The following is an 18,466-nucleotide window of genomic DNA, read 5'->3' as shown; positions in this document are numbered from 1 at the left end:
ACGTTCTGATGTAAGCTTGTACAAAGATAAAGGAATAATAAGTAATCATAGATTATTTGACTAATTATTATAGAGTTAATCTTGGAAGTTTTGCTGTCCAAAGTTGAAGAGGTCATAGTAATGAAGTGTTTAAAAGCGGTCATTCCTGTTGCCGGGCTTGGTACCCGAATGCTGCCAGCGACTAAAGCGATCCCAAAGGAAATGCTGCCGGTGGTGGATAAGCCTCTGATCCAATATATCGTTAATGAATGTGTGGCCGCCGGAGTAAAAGAGATAGTGCTGGTCAGCCATTCCTCTAAAAATGCAATAGAAAACCATTTTGATACATCATTTGAGCTGGAAGCTGCACTGGAATCACGTGTTAAGCGGCAGCTATTGCAAGAGATTAAAAATATCTGTCCGCCGGATGTCACTATCATGCAAGTGCGCCAAGGCCATGCCAAGGGCTTGGGGCATGCGGTATTGTGTGCCCAACCGATGGTGGGTGATAACCCATTTATTGTGCTGCTACCAGACGTTTTACTTGATGATTCAACAGCAGATTTATCTAAAGAAAATCTTGCCAGTATGATTAAGCGCTTTGAAGAGACCGGGCGTAGCCAGATCATGGTGGAGCCGGTGCCTAAAGCTGATGTTTCCAAGTACGGTATTGCTGATTGTGATCATGTGGCTTTGTCTCCGGGTGAAAGTACCCTAATGACGGCAGTGGTAGAGAAGCCCTCACTTGCTGATGCGCCTTCTAATCTTGCCGTGGTTGGGCGTTATGTATTGTCAAAAGACATTTGGCCGCTGTTAAAGAAAACGCCACGCGGGGCGGGTGATGAAATTCAGCTTACTGATGCCATTGCGATGTTAATGGAGCAAGAGGATGTTGAGGCTTTTCATATGACCGGTAAATCGCACGACTGCGGGGACAAATTGGGTTATATGAAAGCCTTCGTCACTTATGGCGTGCGCCATAACACCGAGGGCGAGAGCTTTACCGCCTGGCTGAAACAGCAAATTGACTAACTTCAGCTTAGCGGCTGAGTAGGAATAGATTTTAAATTCGCTTCAAGAAATCAGTAGGTTAATTATGACCAAATTGAAAGCAGTGATCCCAGTTGCCGGTTTAGGTATGCGAATGCTTCCCGCGACTAAAGCCATTCCAAAAGAAATGCTGCCTATTGTCGATAAACCATTGATCCAATATGTGGTGAACGAATGTGTTGCTGCTGGTATTAAAGAAATCATTCTGATAACCCATTCTTCGAAAAATGCGGTAGAAAACCATTTCGATACGTCTTATGAGCTGGAAGCCATGCTGGAAGCGCGTGTGAAACGTCAGCTATTGGATGAGGTACAATCTATCTGTCCACCGGGTGTGACTATCATGCATATCCGTCAAGGGCATCCTGAAGGTTTGGGGCATGCGGTGTTATGTGCCAAACCGCTAGTGGGTGACTCACCCTTTGCAGTATTGTTGCCGGATGTCTTGATTGATGACGCCAAGTCGGATTTAACCCGTGATAATTTGGCTCAGTTAGTTAAACGATTTGAAGAATCTGGTACCAGCCAGGTATTGGTGCATGCCGTAGAACCTGAAGCATTATCCAACTACTCGGTTATCTCCTGTGAAGTGTCAGATTTAGCACCTGGTGAAAGTAGCCGGATTAACGCGATGGTTGAGAAACCGCAAAGCCCGGCTGACCTCAAATCCAATCTGTCGGCTGTAGGGCGTTATGTTTTGTCTGCTGATATTTGGCCAATGCTGGAAAAAACCAAGCCTGGTGCTTGGGGTCGTATCCAACTGACTGATGCTATTGATGCATTAGCCGCTGAGAAACAGGTAGATGCCGTCGCTTTAACCGGTCAATCCTATAACTGTGGTGAGAAGCTCGGATATATGCAGGCTTATGTCGCCTACGGTCTGCGCCATCCAAAGCAAGGTGCAGAATTTAAAGCCTGGTTGAAAGAGTTCGTGGCATAAGCCAATTTCAGCAGCAATGAAAAGCAATCCATGGGGTTGCTTTTTTTGTATATAAGCCAGCCAGGTCAATTGAGTCAAATCGGTTTGCACTTTACCAAAGCAAACGTGTGCGAACAGCAACTGGTCAGTTGTGCTATCTATCGCACCAATCACTACCCAGCTGACATAATCCTGAGTTAACATGTTTCCCACATCAAAAACCTGTTGGCCTCAAGGCCGGTAACAGGTGTCATCCTTCAGACAGGAGTTTTTTAATGTCCAAACAACAGATTGGCGTTGTCGGTATGGCGGTGATGGGCCGTAACCTGGCGCTCAACATCGAAAGTCGTGGCTATTCCGTTTCTATCTTTAACCGTTCATCAGACAAAACCGACGAAGTGGTTGCCGAGAACCCAGGTAAAAATCTGGTGCCGAGTTATACCGTGGAAGAGTTTGTTGATTCATTGGAAAAACCGCGTCGCATCCTGCTGATGGTGAAAGCGGGTGAAGCCACTGATAAGACTATCGCTTCACTGACTCCACATCTGGATAAAGGTGACATTCTGATTGATGGTGGTAATACTTATTACAAAGACACCATCCGCCGTAACCGCGAACTTTCTGCACAAGGCTTCAACTTTATCGGTACTGGTGTTTCCGGTGGCGAAGAGGGCGCATTGAAAGGCCCATCTATCATGCCAGGTGGCCAGAAAGAAGCCTACGAACTGGTTGCGCCTATCCTTGAGAAGATTGCTGCCCGTGCTGATGACGGTGATGCTTGTGTGGCGTATATCGGTGCCGATGGTGCCGGCCATTACGTTAAAATGGTTCACAACGGCATTGAATACGGTGACATGCAATTGATCGCAGAAGCTTATTCCCTGTTGAAACAGTCTTTAGGTTTAAGCAATGAAGAGCTGGCTAGCACCTTTGCTGAGTGGAACAAGGGAGAGCTGAACAGCTACCTGATTGATATCACCAAAGATATCTTCACCAAAAAAGACGAAGCCGGTAAATATCTGGTCGATGTGATTCTGGATGAAGCGGCGAACAAAGGCACCGGTAAATGGACCAGCCAAAGTTCTCTGGATTTGGGTGAGCCATTAACACTGATCACTGAGTCTGTGTTTGCCCGCTATTTGTCTTCTCTGAAAGATCAGCGCGTAGCTGCCTCTAAAGTACTGACTGGCCCTAAAGTGCAGCCTTTTGCCGGTGATAAAGCTGAATTTATCGAGAAAATCCGTCGTGCGTTGTATCTGGGTAAAATCGTCTCTTATGCTCAGGGCTTCTCTCAACTGAAAGCCGCTTCTGACGAAAATAACTGGGATTTGCATTACGGTGAGATCGCCAAGATTTTCCGTGCGGGTTGTATTATCCGTGCACAGTTCCTGCAAAAAATCACTGATGCATATGCAGAAAATGCAGATATTGCTAATTTGCTGTTGGCACCTTACTTCAAGCAGATCGCTGATGAATACCAGCAAGCACTGCGTGATGTAGTGTCTTATGCAGTTCAAAACGGTATCCCAACACCAACATTCTCTGCGGCGATTAATTATTACGATAGCTACCGTTCAGCCGTACTGCCAGCCAACTTGATTCAGGCACAGCGCGACTATTTCGGTGCGCATACCTATAAGCGTATTGATAAAGAAGGTGTGTTCCACACTGAGTGGCTTTAAGTTAACGGCTACTGCGCGTTCGTATTTTGATATTGGGCAGTGCTCGTCATCCTCACGTACTGAGTGTACGCTCCGGTGACTGTGCGCTGTCTGCAATCAAACTCCTTTCGCTCGCGACGCCTCAGGTGGATAAGTTGTTAAATTAAGTGAGTCGCCGAGGTGACTTTAGGTAGGGTAGGTTGGAGTAACCCGCTCGCTGATTTAAAAAGTTTGTCCTAATAAAAACGCCCTCGATGCTAAGTCGAGGGCGTTTTTATGCCAATAAGAAAGCTAACTCGAAAATTACTTCTCGTGGCGTTCGCGCAGGCGTCCAATCACTTTACTCAGATTCAAATCTTGGTCTTGCAGCAACACCAGTAGGTGATAGATCAAATCCGATGCTTCGTTGGTCAACTCTTCACGGTCATTCACTGTTGCGGCGAGGGCGGTTTCTACCCCTTCTTCCCCCACTTTTTGTGCGATACGCTTAGTGCCGCTGGCATACAGCTTGGCGGTGTAAGAACTCGCTGGGTCGGCTGATTTACGGGAGGCTAATAACTGTTCTAACTGGTACAAGAAGCCCCAATCGCTGGCCGCCGGGGAGAAGCAACTGTTATTGCCTAAATGACAGGTTGGGCCAACAGGATTAGCCAGAATGAGCAGGGTATCATTGTCGCAGTCGGGATAGATATTAACTACATTCAGCACGTTACCGGAGCTTTCGCCCTTGGTCCACAAACGTTGTTTGGTGCGAGAGAAAAAGGTTACCTTGCCGGTTTGCTGTGTCACCGCCAGTGCTGCCTGATTCATATACCCCATCATCAGAACTTCACCGGAAATGGCATGCTGAACGATGGCTGGCATCAGATTGTCGACTTTATCCCAATCCAGTTGGGCAATTTGTTGTTCGCTTAACACACTCTTATCTCCACGCCTTGTTCAGACAAATACTTTTTCAATTCGCCGATATTAATGATTTGTTTATGGAACACCGAGGCTGCCAGCGCACCATCGACATCTGTGTCACGGAAAGCCTCAAGGAAGTGTTCTGGGGTACCTGCACCGCCAGAGGCTATCAACGGAACATGGCAGATGGCCCGCATCTGTTTCAACTGACGTAAATCGTAGCCGTTGCGCACACCATCTTGGTTCATCATATTCAGCACAATCTCACCGGCTCCACGTAACTGGACCTCTTTGATCCAATCCTCGGTCTGCCAGGTGGTGGCTTTGGTCCGTTTTTCATCGCCAGTAAATTGATAAACCTGATAACTGTCACTTTCCGCGTCATACCAAGTATCAATACCGACGACAATGCATTGTACGCCATAGCGGTCGGCCAAACGGGTAATTAAGGTCGGATCTGCCAGCGCCGGTGAGTTGATAGAGATTTTATCGGCACCGAAGGTCAGGATCTGACCTGCATCTTCAACGCTTTTAATCCCACCCGCCACGCAGAAAGGAATATCAATCACTTCTGCGACCCGCGATACCCAGCTTTTATCGACCACACGGCCGTCAGATGACGCAGTAATATCGTAAAACACCAGCTCGTCGGCACCTTCTTGTGCATAACGCTGCGCCAGTGGCACGATGTCGCCGATGATTTCGTGATTACGGAACTGGACGCCTTTGACCACTTGGCCGTCTTTCACATCCAGACAAGGGATTATACGTTTTGCCAGCATGCGATCGCCTCCTTCACGTTAAACTTGCCGTCCAATAGCGCGCGGCCCACAATCACACCTTGCACACCACTGCCACGCAGGCGGGCAATATCATCCAGACAACCGATACCACCGGAAGCCTGGAATGCCACTTGTGGGTAGCGCTGGCACACTTCCTGATACAGTTCTACATTGGAACCACTCAGGGTGCCATCGCGGGAAATATCAGTACACAACACATGTTTTAGGCCAAACGGCAGGTATTGCTCGACGATTTGTTCCAGCGTAGCATCTGAGTTTTCCTGCCAACCGCTGATAGCCACCTGTTTGCGGCCCGCCTCATTAATTCGGACATCCAGCGCTAATACGATGGCTTCAGCGCCATAGCGCTCAAACCACTGTTGCACCATTTCTGGCTGCTTAACGGCTGTTGAACCCACGACAACCCGTGTTGCACCGGCTTCCAGCAGTGCGACCACATCTTGTTCGTTACGGATGCCACCGCCCACCTGCACCGGGACATCTACACCGGCCAGTAACTCGCGCAGCAAGGGGATCTGACGGGCTGCCGGATCTTTGGCTCCGGTAAGATCGACCAGATGTAACACCTGAGCGCCTTGCTGCTGATAATCCTGTAAGCGGGGCAGTGGGTGATTACCGTAATCACGCTGCTGGCCGTAATCGCCTTGATGCAAACGCACTACCTTGCCTTCGATCAAATCCAAAGCGGGAATAATCATGGTGCTCACATCTCCAGAAAGTTTTTCAGCAATTGGGCCCCAGCCGCACCGGAACGCTCCGGATGAAACTGCACGCCAAAGAAGTTGTCTTTTTCTACTGCGGCGGTAAATGGCTCGCCGTAATTGGCCTGGGCGATGGTATCTGGGCATATTGGCATTGCATATCCGTGCACAAAGTAGAAATAGGTCCCATCCGGGATCCCACGAAACAGATGATTACCCGCCTGTGGGGTAATCTGATTCCAGCCCATGTGTGGCAGCGGTAAACCAAAATCCATCATCTGTTTTACCGGCGTATCAATAATACCGAGAGTTTCAATACCGCCACTCTCCTCGCTGCTGGTCGCCAGCAACTGCATTCCCAGGCAGATACCCAATACCGGTTGAGTACAGCTCTTAATCAGTTCGATAAGTTCGCGTTCTTTTAACTGATCCATTGCCGCATGGGCAGTACCGACACCTGGCAGGAAAAGCTTATCTGCACGCAGTACAATCTCAGGGTCACGGCTGATAACTGGCGCGTACCCCAAACGCTGCACCGCATAGGTGACAGAGGAGAGGTTGGCGCACCCCGTATCCAGAATCACCACATTCATTACAGTACTCCTTTGGAACTTGGCAGGGTATTGCCCTCAACACGGATCGCCTGACGTAAAGTACGACCAAACACTTTAAACAGGCTCTCGACCCGGTGGTGATCGTTACGGCCTTTGGTTTTCAAGTGCAGAGTACAGGCCATGGCATAGGAGAGGGAGCGGAAGAAGTGCTCGACCATCTCAGTGCTCAGGTCACCCACGCGCTGGTAATTAAATTCCGCTTTGTATTCCAGATGCGGGCGGCCAGAAATATCCAGCGCGCAGCGCGCCAGGCACTCGTCCATTGGTAAGACAAAACCAAAACGGCCGATACCGCGTTTGTCACCGAGCGCGTTGTTAATCGCTTCGCCCAGTGCCAGTGCCGTATCTTCTACGGTGTGGTGGTCATCAATGTAGAGATCACCGCTGACCTGAATATCCATACGGAAACCGCCGTGAGTGGCGATTTGATCCAGCATATGGTCGAAGAAGCCCACGCCGGTTTTGATCTTGCTGCCCCCTTCGCGATCGAGCCACACATTTACGTCAATGGCCGTCTCTTTGGTGACACGGTTAACATAGGCATGACGGTCTCGCTGGCTTAGCTGCTTGGCAATCTGCGACCAGTTCAAACCATCACGCTGATAACGCAAGCCGCTGATGCCCATATTGTGAGCCAATTGCAGGTCAGTTTCGCGATCGCCGATAACATAGCTATTGGCACTGTTCATCACGCCTTCAGCCAGATAACTTTCTACCAACGCGGTTTTCGGCTTACGGCAAGTACAATTATCCGCAGGCAGATGCGGGCAAATTAGCACTTGCTCGAAATTGACGCCCTGCGAGCTAAATATTTGCATCATCAGGTTATGGGGAGGATCAAACGTTTCCTGTGGGAAACTGTGAGTACCTAAGCCATCTTGATTGGTGATCATCACCAAACGATAATCCGCTTTTTGCAGTGCCAGCAAGGCCGGGATCACTTCTGGCTCCAGCGCCAGTTTGTCCAGCCGGTCAACCTGAAAGTCTTCCGGTGGCTCGGCAATCAAGGTGCCGTCTCTGTCAATAAAAAGAAATTTCTGGCTCATATCGTTTCCTTACGGAGGCTGGAGGTATTAGTGCTATTGGGACTATCAATACCGGGCAGGGGAGCAAGGGCGGCAATCACTCGCTCACATTCCTGACGGGTGCCTACCGTAATGCGCAGGCAGTTGGATAACCCCGGTTGCTTATTTTGGTCACGCAGAATGATGCCTTGATCCCACAGTGTTTTGAACACGCTGCTGGAGGCGGTAAACCGGGCCAGTAAATAGTTACTTTCACTGGTAAATACCTGCTCAACACAGGCACAGTCTTGCAGCGCGCTTTGTAACCATGCACGGTTAGTTCGTACTTCGTTTACCCGCTGGCGCATTTGCTCAAGACCTTGTGGGCTGAGCGCTTGTGCAGCAATATCGGCCACCGGTGTAGATAACGGATAGGGCGCGATCACTTTAAGCAACAATTGGATAATATCGCTGTTGGCCAAGGTAAAGCCACAACGTAAACCGGCCAATGCAAAAGCTTTCGATAAGGTGCGCAAAATGACTAAATTCGGATAATCTTTTAGCCAACCGCTGACCGAGGCCTGTGGGCAGAACTCGATATAGGCTTCATCGATAGCCACGATAGCGCGACCTTGCGCCAGTTCCAGCACTTCACGCAGAGAGGCTGGGTTGATTAAATTGCCAGTTGGGTTATTTGGGCTGCAAACATAGATCAATTTCACTCGAACCAGGTTTTCTTTAATTGCTGGTAGATCTAACTGCCAGTCCGTGGTGGTTTGCACGGTACGCAGTTCCACACCAAAGGTTTCGGCGCTAACGGCGTACATACCATAGGTTGGCGGGCAGAAGAGTATCGCATCCTTACCTGGTTCACAGAATGCACGGATCAGCAGCTCAATACCTTCATCGGCACCACGGCTGACTAACACTTGATCAGTTTCTAAACCGGCATAGGCGGCATAACGCTCAATCACCTGTTTCGGCTGACATTCTGGATAGCGATTGAAGTTTTGTGTCGTAAGTTGGTATTCGGTTGCTAGCGGGTATTCGTTGGCATTAAGCCATACATCGCCATTACCGCCCAAACGGCGGGCAGACATATAAGGGGTCAGGGCACGGACGTTGGCACGGGCCAAATCGGTGACGTTGGTAGATTGGCTCATGCTTGCTCCTCTTGGGCGGCTGTCAAGGCCGCAACACGTAGGGTAACGGCGTTTTTGTGGGCGGTGAGTTGTTCGGCTTGCGCTAAAATTTCGATAGTCGAAGCCAGACCCAGCAAGCCCTGCGGTGTTAATTGCTGTACTGTCATTCGCTTAACAAAATCGGCCAGACCCAAACTGGAATAAGTTGAGGTATAACCATAAGTCGGTAACACGTGGTTGGTGCCGGAGGCATAATCACCCGCAGATTCCGGCGACCAGTCACCCATAAAGACTGAACCGGCATTATCAATCTGATCGATAATGTCTTCCGGCTGACGGATTTGCAAAATTAAGTGTTCTGGGCCGTATTGGTTACTGATATCAATACATTGTTGCAAATCTTTGGTGACGATCAAGCGGCTGCTTTCCAGGGCCTGACGAGCGATATCAGCGCGCGATAACAATTTAAGTTGCTGCTCTACCTCAACAGCGACTGCTTGGGCAATGGCGGCATCCGGGGTCAGTAATACCACTTGTGAATCCGGCCCGTGCTCCGCTTGAGACAGCAAATCAGAGGCAATAAACGCCGGTGTAGCACCACTGTCGGCAATAACCAACACTTCTGACGGGCCAGCCGGCATGTCAATTGCAGCACCATCCAAACGTTGGCTTACCTGACGCTTCGCTTCAGTGACATACGCGTTGCCGGGGCCAAAAATCTTGTTCACTTTCGGTATTGATTCGCTACCGAATGCCATGGCCGCAATCGCTTGTGCTCCACCAATCTGGAACACTTCTTTAATCCCACACAGTTGCGCGGCATACAGTATTTCATCGGCAATCGGCGGCGGGGAACATAAAATGACCCGCTGGCAACCGGCAATGCGTGCTGGGGTACCGAGCATGAGTACGGTAGACAGCAGCGGGGCGGAACCACCGGGAATATACAAGCCGACGGAGGCAATCGGGCGGGTGATTTGCTGGCAGCGCACGCCCGGCTGAGTTTCAACATCTACCACTGGCATTTTCTGCGCGTTGTGGAAGGTTTCAATATTACGTACCGCTTGCGCCATGGCTTGTTTAATGTCGTCATTCAAGCGCCCGGCAGCGGCAGCTATCTCATCGCTACTGATGCGGATATCGGCAACCTGCGCCGTATCAAAGCGTTGGCTGAAATCACGCAAGGCACTATCACCCTCGGCTTTCACCCGATCAAGGATTTCGCTGACGGTTGCGGTGATTCTGTCAGAGGCATTAATTGCCGGGCGGCTAAGCAGTGCCTTTTGCTGCTCTTCACTGCATTGCTGCCAGTCGATTAGGGTATTGAAATTCGTCGGCTGCATCAGTTACTCCATCATTTTTTCAATCGGTAATACCAGAATGGAGCTGGCACCTAACGCTTTCAGCTTTTCCATTGTTTCCCAGAACAGCGTCTCGCTACTGACCATGTGCATGGCGACACGGCTCTTATCACCGGCCAATGGCAGAATAGTAGGGCGCTCGGCACCGGGTAGCAGCGTAATGATTTCGTCCAAACGTTCACTAGGTGCATGCATCATGATGTATTTGGATTCACGTGCTTGAATCACACCTTGAATACGGGTCATCAGGCGATCAATCAGTTGTTGCTTATCGGCTGGCATTTCGCCATCACGCTGAATCAGGCACGCTTTGGAGCGGTAAATGACTTCAACTTCGCGCAGGCCGTTGGCTTCCAGCGTGGCACCGGTTGATACCAAATCACAGATAACATCCGCCAAACCGGCACGTGGTGCTACTTCAACGGAACCGTTCAATAAACAGGATTTAAAGGTAACCCCTTGTTTGTCTAAGTATTGCTTTAAGATGTGCGGGTAAGAGGTGGCGATGCGCTTATTTTGCAGACATTGCGGGCCGGTATACTCGGTATCCAGTGATGCTGCCAGTGAGAGGCGACAGCCACCGAAATCCAAGCGGCGTAATGTGAAGTAACGGGGATCTTCGCCTTGAGCACGGCGGCTCAGTAACTCTTCTTCCAGCACGTTTTCGCCAATAATCCCTAGATCAACCACCCCATCCATCACCAGTCCTGGGATATCGTCATCACGTACTCGCAGGATATCGATTGGCATATTTTCTGCAAAAGCGATCAGGCGCTGTTGTTGCAAATTGATTTTAATCCCGCAGCGCGATAACAATTCATGGCAATCATCACTCAGGCGGCCTGATTTCTGCATCGCAATGCGTAAACGTGTTTTATCCAGCATGGTAAATCCTCAATCTATTAATTAATCATATAAAATGATGAGCAACAAAAAAGCCCTCGGAAGATAATCTTCCGAGGGCTTTCTCTATTGCGTTCTACCGCCACCTGGAAGATTCGTTAACCGTCTTCCAGCACACATCGGCCTGCAAGACTAGTCAGGATGATGGTGATGATGGTGATTAAATTGAACGCAGTTCATAATAATTTCTCTGTTTGGGCGGTTTTGAGCAAATCAAAATAGCCTTGATGTATACATATAGCCATACGTGGCATAACTTCTGTCAATCAACCTAAACCATCTGCTCGGTAGCGCGCAACCTTTTTTTCGCCTGATGCATTTATTTCACCCTGGAAGGGTGCGGCTTATCAACCAGTAATGGTTTTCTACTTAGTCATTATCACTTTGTTTTATGTCAGTATAAGCATGAAATATTTACCCAGCGTCATTACACCGATTTATAGAAAGAGGCCCATAATAGAGAGTAATTGTTAGGTAACAGTAGTTGGCGTAACTTATGTGTATTACGTGTGTTATCGGTATACACCCGTCATACTTCAAGCTGCATGTGTATTAGCCGCCTTCCTGCAACTCGAATTATTTAGGGTATAGGTTATCGGTATGAATCCGTGGAGAGCAATTGAAATGAAGAAAGTAGCCATTATTGGGTTGGGCTGGCTGGGGATGCCATTGGCGCAATCATTAATCCGTCGTGGAATACAAGTGGTTGGCAGTAAGACTACGTCAGATGGTGTCGATGCCGCCAGAATGAGCGGAGTTGATTGTTTTCAATTGCAACTGACACCAGAACTGATTTGCTATCCAGACGATCTGGAGCAACTGATGACCGCTGATGCTTTGGTCATTACCTTACCTGCCAGCCGCACCGCCGAACGTGGGGAACAATATCTTCAGGCGGTACAGATGGTGGTCGATAGCGCATTGGCTTTCGGTATGCCGCGCATTATTTTTACCAGTTCTACCTCGGTGTATGGCGAAACCCGTGGCCGAATCAAAGAGAGTTCACCGCTACAACCGGTGACCACTGCCGGTAAAACGCTGATGGAGCTAGAGCTTTGGTTGCATAAGTTACCCAATACCTCGGTGGATATCTTGCGCCTTGCCGGGCTAGTGGGCACCGATCGCCATCCTGGCCGTTTTCTGGCAGGGAAATGCGGTGTGAAAGGCGGCTCATTGGGGGTTAATCTGGTGCATCAGGAAGATGTTATTTCAGCCATCGAGTTGTTGCTTAAGCTGCCAAGGGGCGGCCATATTTATAATTTGTGTGCACCACACCATCCCGCCAAGCGTGATTTCTATCCTGAGTGCGCGCGAGCATTACAATTGACGCCACCGGAGTTTGCTGCCGAGGATATTGAGGAAGCACCACGTGAGATTGATGGCAGCAAAATTTGTAGCGAGCTGGGGTTTGAGTATCAATATCCAGACCCAAATCGAATGCCTTTGAATTAATTATCTTATCGGCTACTGCGCGTTGTCATACTGAGATTGTGCAGTGCTCGTACTCCTCACATACTGCGTGTATGCTCCGGGTACTGCGCGCTGTACGCACTCAGTCTGACTTAGCTCGCTACGCCTTGAATGTATGAGTCGATAAAACATTCGAAATAAACATCAAATATAAGAGGGCCCCTAGGCGCGGCTCGCCCTTTCACTCACTTATCTCGCGCCCTATCACCGCTTTTGATGGATATAGGTCAGCGCCAGCGCCATTGCCAATACCAGCCCTTTGATGATATCCATGGCATAATAAGGTACTGACAGCATCACCAGGCCGTTTTGTAATACACCTAAGATCACCGCGCCAATTAAGGTGCCAAAAGCATTAGGCTTGCCAGAACCGGCCAAAGAGAAACCGATATACGCTGCTGCCACGGCATCCATTAGGTAGCCCCCCCCGGCGTTCACCTGCGACGAGCCGATACGTGATGCCAGCAGAATGCCACCCAGTGCCGCTAACAGGGAAGAGAGCACATAGGCCAGCACCCGATAACGCACGGTACGGATACCCGCTAATCGAGCCGCTTCTGGATTACCCCCAATTGCATACATGCGCCGGCCATGCTTGGTTAGCGACAGATACAACTGCACTACAATTGTCACCGCCAGCATAATCAGCACAATTACCGGCACTTGGCCCAGCGCTGAAAACATCTCAGGAATGACGCCTTCCGCCATATCGCCGCTGGGTAGCAACATATTTTGCGTGATAGACCCGCCATAACTGTAGGTCATCGCCACGCCCTGAATCACAAATAGACTGGCAAGGGTGGCCAGCATGTCAGGGATCTTCAGTACCACGATCAGAAACGCGTTAAACAGGCCGACCAAGGTACAAATCAGTAGCGTTAAAATAATGGCGCCAGTGGTACCAAAACCGTACCAGACAAATAGCGATACCACGATGGCATTGGCCAACGAAGCGGTGGAACCCACCGACAGATCAAAACCACCAATCGACAGCGAAATTGACACTCCAATGGCAATCACCGTCACGATGGCGATAGAGCGCAAAATATTGATAATATTGTTTGGATCGAGGAAGTTATCCGATGCCAAGCCAAATAACGCGATTAGCGCCACAACGGTGAGTAACATCCCCCATTTGTAGAGAAAATCAAAGAGCTGATGACGCCATGGTTGTGCGTCGGCTAGGGGGATTTCTTTGTTCACTGAGGGGTTCCTCCAGTAGAGAGTAGTAATAATGTCTCTTCATCAACATCGGCGGCGTTCAGTTCGGCGACAATACGCCCATCCCACAACACACAGATGCGAGAGCATAAACCGACCAATTCTGAGAATTCACCGGATGCATAAATAATGCCTTTCCCACTCTGTGCTAAAGCGTCAATCAGAGTGAACAGGTCTTGCTTGGCTTTGATGTCGACACCTTTAGTCGGTTCATCAAAAATCAGTACCTGCGCATCACCGCGCAACCACTTGCCGATCGCCACTTTCTGCTGATTGCCTCCCGATAGGCGCGCGAGTTTCTGTTGTGGTGAAGAGGTACGTATCCCAAGACGCTGAATTAACTCTTTGGCCCAATTTAGCTCCTGACGGCGGCTAAAAATACTCCAGCGGGAAAAACTGTCATCGGCCGCCACACTGAGATTCATCGCAATCCCTTCGTGGATAAAAATACCTTCTTTGCGCCGCTCTTCCGGTACCAATGCCAATCCTTGTGCGACAGATTGGTCGGGCGAGCGTGGTTTCCAGTCTTTCCCTTGTAATTCGCCACTGTCGACACGGCTGGGTGTTGCGCCAAACAACGCTTTGCACAGTTCGGTTTTCCCCGCACCGGCTAACCCAGCAATACCCAGAATTTCGCCTTCATGCAGTGTCAGGGAAATATCGCGCAATTTGTGTTGATCATGTAAACCACGTACTGCCAGCAGTGTTTTACGGCTGACCGCCGCTCGTCGAGGGGGGAAGATATCATCCAGCGTATGGCCAAGCATTTTTTCCACAATCTGCTCGCCGCTTAGCTCACCCATGGCATCATGGCTGACACGCCGCCCATCACGTAACACCGTTAATTGATCGCAAATTTCGCGTAATTCATGGATGCGATGTGAAATGAAAACGATTGCCATGCCTTCCGATTGCAAACGGCGGACTACGCGGAACAAGCGCGCGCTCTCTTCTTGATCCAGTGGTGCGGTAGGTTCATCTAAAATCAGGAAACGGCATTGGTGGGAAAGGGCGCGGGCTAATAACACCTGTTGTTTCTCTGCCAGCGTGCAGGATTCCAGACGTTGGCGCACATTTAATTTAACATCAAGTTGCCCGAGTAGCGCTTCTGCCTGACGGTAAAGCTGCGGCCAGTTAAACAGATGTCCCTGCTCCGCCAGCGTATCCAGCATAATATTTTCCGCCACAGACAGGGTGGGGATCAGCGCGACATCAACCTCTTGCTGAACCACATGGATACCCTGTTGCTTAGCTTGTCGGGGGGAATGAATATCTACCTGTTGGCCATCAATATAGATCTCACCACGATAGTGACTGTGAGCGCCGGAAAGAATAGCCATCAAGGTTGATTTTCCTGCACCATTAGCACCGACCAGTGCATGGGTGGAACCACCTTCTAGTGTAAAATCAACTTGTTGTAGTGCATGGAATCCAGAAAACGAAATAGAGATATTGCGCATCTCAAGGCGGGAGGAACTGATGCTGGACATAAATTTCTGTGACTGCCCTATAAAGTATTTTGGCGACCTACCCCTTTTTGCTATTCAGAAATAGGCTTACGATTTTTCTCAGGTCAATCAACCGGAGAAACAGGCAGTCAATAATGCTGCTGATAGCTTTCTTTTTTAACACAGTTTCTATTATTCGCAACAAACTAAAGTAGTTAAGGTATATCAAAAAATTATTAAACATTGCTAGCTTACCCCTTAAGATGAGAAAAACAGCGATAAGAACGTAATTTAAAAGGAACGCGCGATGAGCACGAATGCAATCCGGGTACAGGTAGGTCCGGCCAACTATTTTTCTTTTCCGGGTGCTATCGACAAACTGAGTGAGTTCTACCCTCCGGCGGCCCTGGATAAGGCACTGTGGATCTTTGGTGAGCGTGCTTTGGCGGCAGCCAGTGATTACTTACCCGCCGCGTTCCACGGGCCGCAAGCGGTGCGTGCTGCGTTTTCAACCCATTGCAGTGAGTCTACTGTTGCGGATTTGGTGAAAACAGCGGGCAGTGATCGCCAGGTGGTGATCGGTATCGGCGGTGGGGCAGTATTGGATACCGCGAAAGTGGTGGCACGTAAGCTGGGGTTGCCACTGGTCGCTATCCCGACTATCGCCGCAACCTGCGCCGCCTGGACGCCACTCTCCGTCTGGTATAGCGACGCCGGGCAGGCACTGAATTTTGAAATTTTCAAAGATGCTAATTACTTAGTCTTAGTTGAACCGCGCATCATTTTGCAAGCACCGGTGGAATATCTGCTGGCAGGTATTGGCGATACCTTGGCAAAATGGTACGAAGCCGTGGTACTTAGCCCACAGCCGGAAACTTTATCTCTCACTGTTCGCCTCGGATTACAGGCTGCGTTGGATATTAGTAATGTGCTGCTAAAGCAAAGTGAAGCCGCGTTACGAGCGGTTAAGCAAGTTGAACTGACACAGGACTTTCTGGATGTGGTGGATGCGATTATTGCCGGGGGCGGCATGGTCGGTGGGTTGGGGGAGCGTTATACCCGGGTGGCGGCGGCACATGCAGTGCACAATGGCCTGACTCTGTTGCCCCAAACCGAACATTTTCTGCATGGCACCAAAGTGGCCTATGGGATTTTGGTCCAGACAGCCCTGCTGGAGCAGGATGAGGCATTACAGTCATTGATTGTGGCGTTTAAAAAGTTGGGTTTGCCAACCCATTTAGCGGCGCTGGATGTTGATATTAATGATCGTGATGCTATTGAGCGGGTGATTGGTCGAATTCTGAAGCCGAGTGAATCAATTCATTATCTGCCTATTGCATTGAATTCAGACAAACTGTGGGCGGCAATTGAGCGAGTAGAAATGGCCGCTCAGCGCTGATAGCACGCGGGAATAGCCGTTTAGATCAAACTGTCATAAGAATATTGTTTCAAGTGCTTTAACATCTTGTTTTTTGCTCTCAACTTAGGGCAGAATACGCGCCATGCAATAACCGACGTTTAAACGCGTCGGTTATTTTTTTGCATTCATGTTTTCACAAATCAAGAGGCCGGACAACGATCCGGATAGATAAACAGGTCCGCGAGCGATTATTCACATACTGAAATCGCCGTTATGAGGAAAGAAAGATGGGGCAATTATTCACACTGGCACCGGTGCCCACCGGTATGCGCTGCACATGCAGCGATTATGGCGCAGCAGGTATGGCAAATACCCGTTACTCCGCTCTTATTTCCCCACTTACGTATCCCAGGCAGATACGAAGTTTCCCCGTCACCTCTAACCTGTGCGCTACACTTGCGAATCGGGTTAAAGGTATGGGGAGGCTGAATCATGACGCATAACGCTACTGTTGCAGTCGGTACTAACCAAACGGGTACCAACAACCGCGTCCAACTCAGAAAAACACTGACACTGGTCCAAGTGGTGATGATGGGTCTGGCTTATTTACAGCCGATGACCATTTTCGATACTTTTGGCATTGTTTCCGGTTTGACCGATGGTCATGTCGCGACCTCTTACGCCATTGCGTTGATTGCGGTGCTGTTCACGGCAATCAGCTATGGCAAACTGGTTAAACGCTTCCCGTCTGCGGGGTCGGCGTATACTTACGCCCAGAAATCCATTAGTCCGAATGTTGGCTTTATGGTGGGTTGGTCATCACTGCTGGACTATCTGTTCATGCCGATGATTAATATTCTGTTGGCAAAAATTTACCTCGAAGCGATTTTCCCTGGTGTGCCATCGTGGATTTTTGTTGGCGCGCTGGTCAGCCTGATGACGCTGTTTAACCTGCGTGGCATCAACGTGGTGGCAAACTTGAACTCGGTTATTGTTGTGGTTCAGGTAGCTATCATGGTGGTCTTTATGGGGCTATTGATTCATGGTGTTTATCAGGGTGAAGGTGCGGGCACATTGGTAAGCCCACGCCCGTTCTATTCTGAAAATGCCCATTTGGTGCCGATGATAACTGGGGCCACGATACTGTGCTTCTCATTCCTGGGTTTCGACGGCATCAGTTCATTGTCTGAAGAAACCCCCAATGCCGGTAAAGTGATCCCGAAAGCGATTTTCTTGACGGCATTGATTGGCGGCGTGATCTTTATTGTGGTGTCTTATTTCTTACAGCTCTATTTCCCGGATATTTCGCGCTTCACTGATCCTGATGCGTCACAGCCGGAAATTATGCTGTTTGTTGCTGGCAAATTCTTCCAGTCAGTTATCTTGTGCTTCTCCTGTGTCACGGTATTGGCATCAGGGATGGCGGCACATGCTGGCGTTTCGCGTCTGCTGTATGTGATGGGCCGCGATGGGGTATTCCCAGAAAAAATATTTGGTTACGTACACCCGAAATGGCGGACTCCGGCAATCAACGTACTGTTGGTTGGTGGCGTGGCATTGTCTGCTATTTCCTTTGATCTGGTGACGGCGACCGCATTGATTAACTTCGGTGCGCTGGTGGCCTTTACCTTCGTGAACCTGTCAGTGATTTCACAGTTCTATATCCGTGAACGCCGTAACAAAACGTTTAAGGATCATTTCAGCTACCTGATTCTGCCAATGATTGGTGCAGGAACGGTGGGGGTGCTGTGGATGAATCTGGAAAGCAGTTCAATGACACTGGGACTGGTGTGGGGCGCGATTGGCCTGGCTTATATGGTCTGGAAAACCCGTGCTTTCCGTCAGGCTCTGCCTCAGTTTAATGGCGAACTGGCACAGTAATCGCATTTAATATTGCGCAATTGCTGACTAAAACGGAGCCTGA

18 protein-coding genes and 1 other annotated feature are annotated in these 18,466 nt (G+C 49.5%); of the genes, 7 read left to right on the top strand and 11 right to left on the bottom strand.

What is annotated here, in order from left to right:
• The first annotated feature begins 120 nt into the window (after positions 1-120).
• The 3 genes from galU (V1955_RS14385) to gndA all read left to right on the top strand — a co-directional run bounded on the left by galU (V1955_RS14385) (position 121) and on the right by gndA (position 3,630).
• Entirely contained in the window at positions 121-1,011 is an 891-nt protein-coding gene (galU, locus tag V1955_RS14385) for a UTP--glucose-1-phosphate uridylyltransferase GalU (RefSeq protein WP_083159340.1), read from the top strand.
• Positions 1,012-1,075: 64 nt separating this feature from the next.
• Positions 1,076-1,969 carry a UTP--glucose-1-phosphate uridylyltransferase GalU gene (galU, locus tag V1955_RS14380; protein WP_372568913.1) on the top strand — a complete coding sequence of 298 codons (894 nt, stop codon included), beginning with the start codon at positions 1,076-1,078 and terminating at the stop codon, positions 1,967-1,969.
• A 254-nt stretch (positions 1,970-2,223) separates the two neighbouring features.
• Positions 2,224-3,630 (top strand): NADP-dependent phosphogluconate dehydrogenase, encoded by a 1,407-nt coding sequence (gene gndA, locus V1955_RS14375; protein WP_372568914.1) that lies wholly within the window; start codon positions 2,224-2,226, stop codon positions 3,628-3,630.
• 282 nt (positions 3,631-3,912) lie between these two features.
• On the opposite strand, the gene hisIE is transcribed toward gndA, so the two are convergent.
• The 9 genes from hisIE to hisL all read right to left on the bottom strand — a co-directional run bounded on the left by hisIE (position 3,913) and on the right by hisL (position 11,223).
• Positions 3,913-4,527, bottom strand: coding sequence for a bifunctional phosphoribosyl-AMP cyclohydrolase/phosphoribosyl-ATP diphosphatase HisIE (hisIE, locus tag V1955_RS14370; protein ID WP_442821074.1), 615 nt, complete (start codon positions 4,525-4,527; stop codon positions 3,913-3,915).
• Complete coding sequence (gene hisF, locus V1955_RS14365; RefSeq protein ID WP_083159333.1) at positions 4,521-5,297, bottom strand: imidazole glycerol phosphate synthase subunit HisF; 777 nt, start codon at positions 5,295-5,297, stop codon at positions 4,521-4,523. Before hisF ends, hisIE begins: the two co-directional genes overlap by 7 nt.
• Positions 5,279-6,016 carry a 1-(5-phosphoribosyl)-5-[(5-phosphoribosylamino)methylideneamino]imidazole-4-carboxamide isomerase gene (gene hisA, locus V1955_RS14360; protein WP_005187731.1) on the bottom strand — a complete coding sequence of 246 codons (738 nt, stop codon included), beginning with the start codon at positions 6,014-6,016 and terminating at the stop codon, positions 5,279-5,281. The genes hisF and hisA overlap by 19 nt, the downstream gene beginning before the upstream one ends.
• Before the next feature lie 5 nt (positions 6,017-6,021).
• The gene (hisH, locus tag V1955_RS14355; protein WP_032906852.1) at positions 6,022-6,612 is read right to left on the bottom strand and encodes an imidazole glycerol phosphate synthase subunit HisH; all 591 of its coding nucleotides are present in this window, start codon (positions 6,610-6,612) and stop codon (positions 6,022-6,024) included.
• Positions 6,612-7,679: a bifunctional histidinol-phosphatase/imidazoleglycerol-phosphate dehydratase HisB gene (gene hisB, locus V1955_RS14350; RefSeq protein ID WP_083159332.1), complete on the bottom strand. Its 1,068-nt coding sequence runs from the start codon at positions 7,677-7,679 to the stop codon at positions 6,612-6,614. The genes hisH and hisB overlap by 1 nt, the downstream gene beginning before the upstream one ends.
• The gene (gene hisC, locus V1955_RS14345) at positions 7,676-8,800 is read right to left on the bottom strand and encodes a histidinol-phosphate transaminase (RefSeq protein WP_442821073.1); all 1,125 of its coding nucleotides are present in this window, start codon (positions 8,798-8,800) and stop codon (positions 7,676-7,678) included. The genes hisB and hisC overlap by 4 nt, the downstream gene beginning before the upstream one ends.
• Positions 8,797-10,122, bottom strand: a complete 1,326-nt coding sequence (gene hisD, locus V1955_RS14340) for a histidinol dehydrogenase (protein ID WP_420072877.1) — start codon at positions 10,120-10,122, stop codon at positions 8,797-8,799. Before hisD ends, hisC begins: the two co-directional genes overlap by 4 nt.
• Positions 10,123-10,125: 3 nt before the next feature.
• Positions 10,126-11,025, bottom strand: coding sequence for an ATP phosphoribosyltransferase (gene hisG, locus V1955_RS14335; protein ID WP_004388789.1), 900 nt, complete (start codon positions 11,023-11,025; stop codon positions 10,126-10,128).
• A gap of 44 nt (positions 11,026-11,069) precedes the next feature.
• Positions 11,070-11,200: a sequence feature (His leader region), on the bottom strand.
• On the bottom strand, positions 11,176-11,223 hold the full coding sequence (hisL, locus tag V1955_RS14330; protein ID WP_105877057.1) for a his operon leader peptide: 48 nt from the start codon (positions 11,221-11,223) through the stop codon (positions 11,176-11,178). It overlaps the preceding feature by 25 nt.
• A gap of 444 nt (positions 11,224-11,667) precedes the next feature.
• On the opposite strand from hisL, the gene V1955_RS14325 reads away from it, so the two are divergent.
• On the top strand, positions 11,668-12,495 hold the full coding sequence (locus tag V1955_RS14325) for an SDR family oxidoreductase (RefSeq protein ID WP_442821447.1): 828 nt from the start codon (positions 11,668-11,670) through the stop codon (positions 12,493-12,495).
• Positions 12,496-12,717: 222 nt separating this feature from the next.
• Here the strand turns inward: V1955_RS14325 and V1955_RS14320 are convergent, their stop codons facing one another.
• A complete protein-coding gene (locus V1955_RS14320; protein ID WP_050072904.1) occupies positions 12,718-13,716 on the bottom strand; it encodes an ABC transporter permease in 999 nt (332 codons plus the stop codon).
• On the bottom strand, positions 13,713-15,224 hold the full coding sequence (locus tag V1955_RS14315) for a sugar ABC transporter ATP-binding protein (RefSeq protein WP_083159328.1): 1,512 nt from the start codon (positions 15,222-15,224) through the stop codon (positions 13,713-13,715). The genes V1955_RS14320 and V1955_RS14315 overlap by 4 nt, the downstream gene beginning before the upstream one ends.
• Positions 15,225-15,489: 265 nt before the next feature.
• Between V1955_RS14315 and V1955_RS14310 the strand changes: the two genes are divergently transcribed.
• The 3 genes from V1955_RS14310 to V1955_RS14300 all read left to right on the top strand — a co-directional run bounded on the left by V1955_RS14310 (position 15,490) and on the right by V1955_RS14300 (position 18,423).
• Positions 15,490-16,581 carry an oxidoreductase gene (locus V1955_RS14310; protein WP_442821072.1) on the top strand — a complete coding sequence of 364 codons (1,092 nt, stop codon included), beginning with the start codon at positions 15,490-15,492 and terminating at the stop codon, positions 16,579-16,581.
• Between the two features lie 248 nt (positions 16,582-16,829).
• The gene (locus V1955_RS14305) at positions 16,830-17,045 is read left to right on the top strand and encodes a hypothetical protein (protein WP_032906857.1); all 216 of its coding nucleotides are present in this window, start codon (positions 16,830-16,832) and stop codon (positions 17,043-17,045) included.
• Positions 17,035-18,423 (top strand): APC family permease, encoded by a 1,389-nt coding sequence (locus V1955_RS14300; protein ID WP_083159326.1) that lies wholly within the window; start codon positions 17,035-17,037, stop codon positions 18,421-18,423. Before V1955_RS14305 ends, V1955_RS14300 begins: the two co-directional genes overlap by 11 nt.
• Positions 18,424-18,466: the final 43 nt, after the last annotated feature.

The sequence above is a fragment of the Yersinia sp. 2545 StPb PI genome, from assembly GCF_052217125.1.
Lineage (GTDB): Bacteria > Pseudomonadota > Gammaproteobacteria > Enterobacterales > Enterobacteriaceae > Yersinia > Yersinia enterocolitica_E.
Note: the sequence above shows the minus strand (reverse complement) of the source record. Positions and strands in the feature narration are given on the sequence as shown.

Coding starts and splice junctions, on each gene's coding strand:
- hisG (WP_004388789.1), bottom strand. CDS start 11,025: ATGCTGGATAAAACACGTTTACGCATTGCGATGCAGAAATCAGGCCGC.
- V1955_RS14315 (WP_083159328.1), bottom strand. CDS start 15,224: ATGTCCAGCATCAGTTCCTCCCGCCTTGAGATGCGCAATATCTCTATT.
- V1955_RS14310 (WP_442821072.1), top strand. CDS start 15,490: ATGAGCACGAATGCAATCCGGGTACAGGTAGGTCCGGCCAACTATTTT.
- hisF (WP_083159333.1), bottom strand. CDS start 5,297: ATGCTGGCAAAACGTATAATCCCTTGTCTGGATGTGAAAGACGGCCAA.
- hisD (WP_420072877.1), bottom strand. CDS start 10,122: ATGCAGCCGACGAATTTCAATACCCTAATCGACTGGCAGCAATGCAGT.
- gndA (WP_372568914.1), top strand. CDS start 2,224: ATGTCCAAACAACAGATTGGCGTTGTCGGTATGGCGGTGATGGGCCGT.
- hisB (WP_083159332.1), bottom strand. CDS start 7,679: ATGAGCCAGAAATTTCTTTTTATTGACAGAGACGGCACCTTGATTGCC.
- hisC (WP_442821073.1), bottom strand. CDS start 8,800: ATGAGCCAATCTACCAACGTCACCGATTTGGCCCGTGCCAACGTCCGT.
- hisA (WP_005187731.1), bottom strand. CDS start 6,016: ATGATTATTCCCGCTTTGGATTTGATCGAAGGCAAGGTAGTGCGTTTG.
- hisH (WP_032906852.1), bottom strand. CDS start 6,612: ATGAATGTGGTGATTCTGGATACGGGGTGCGCCAACCTCTCCTCTGTC.
- galU (WP_372568913.1), top strand. CDS start 1,076: ATGACCAAATTGAAAGCAGTGATCCCAGTTGCCGGTTTAGGTATGCGA.
- V1955_RS14325 (WP_442821447.1), top strand. CDS start 11,668: ATGAAGAAAGTAGCCATTATTGGGTTGGGCTGGCTGGGGATGCCATTG.
- V1955_RS14300 (WP_083159326.1), top strand. CDS start 17,035: ATGACGCATAACGCTACTGTTGCAGTCGGTACTAACCAAACGGGTACC.
- V1955_RS14305 (WP_032906857.1), top strand. CDS start 16,830: ATGGGGCAATTATTCACACTGGCACCGGTGCCCACCGGTATGCGCTGC.
- galU (WP_083159340.1), top strand. CDS start 121: ATGAAGTGTTTAAAAGCGGTCATTCCTGTTGCCGGGCTTGGTACCCGA.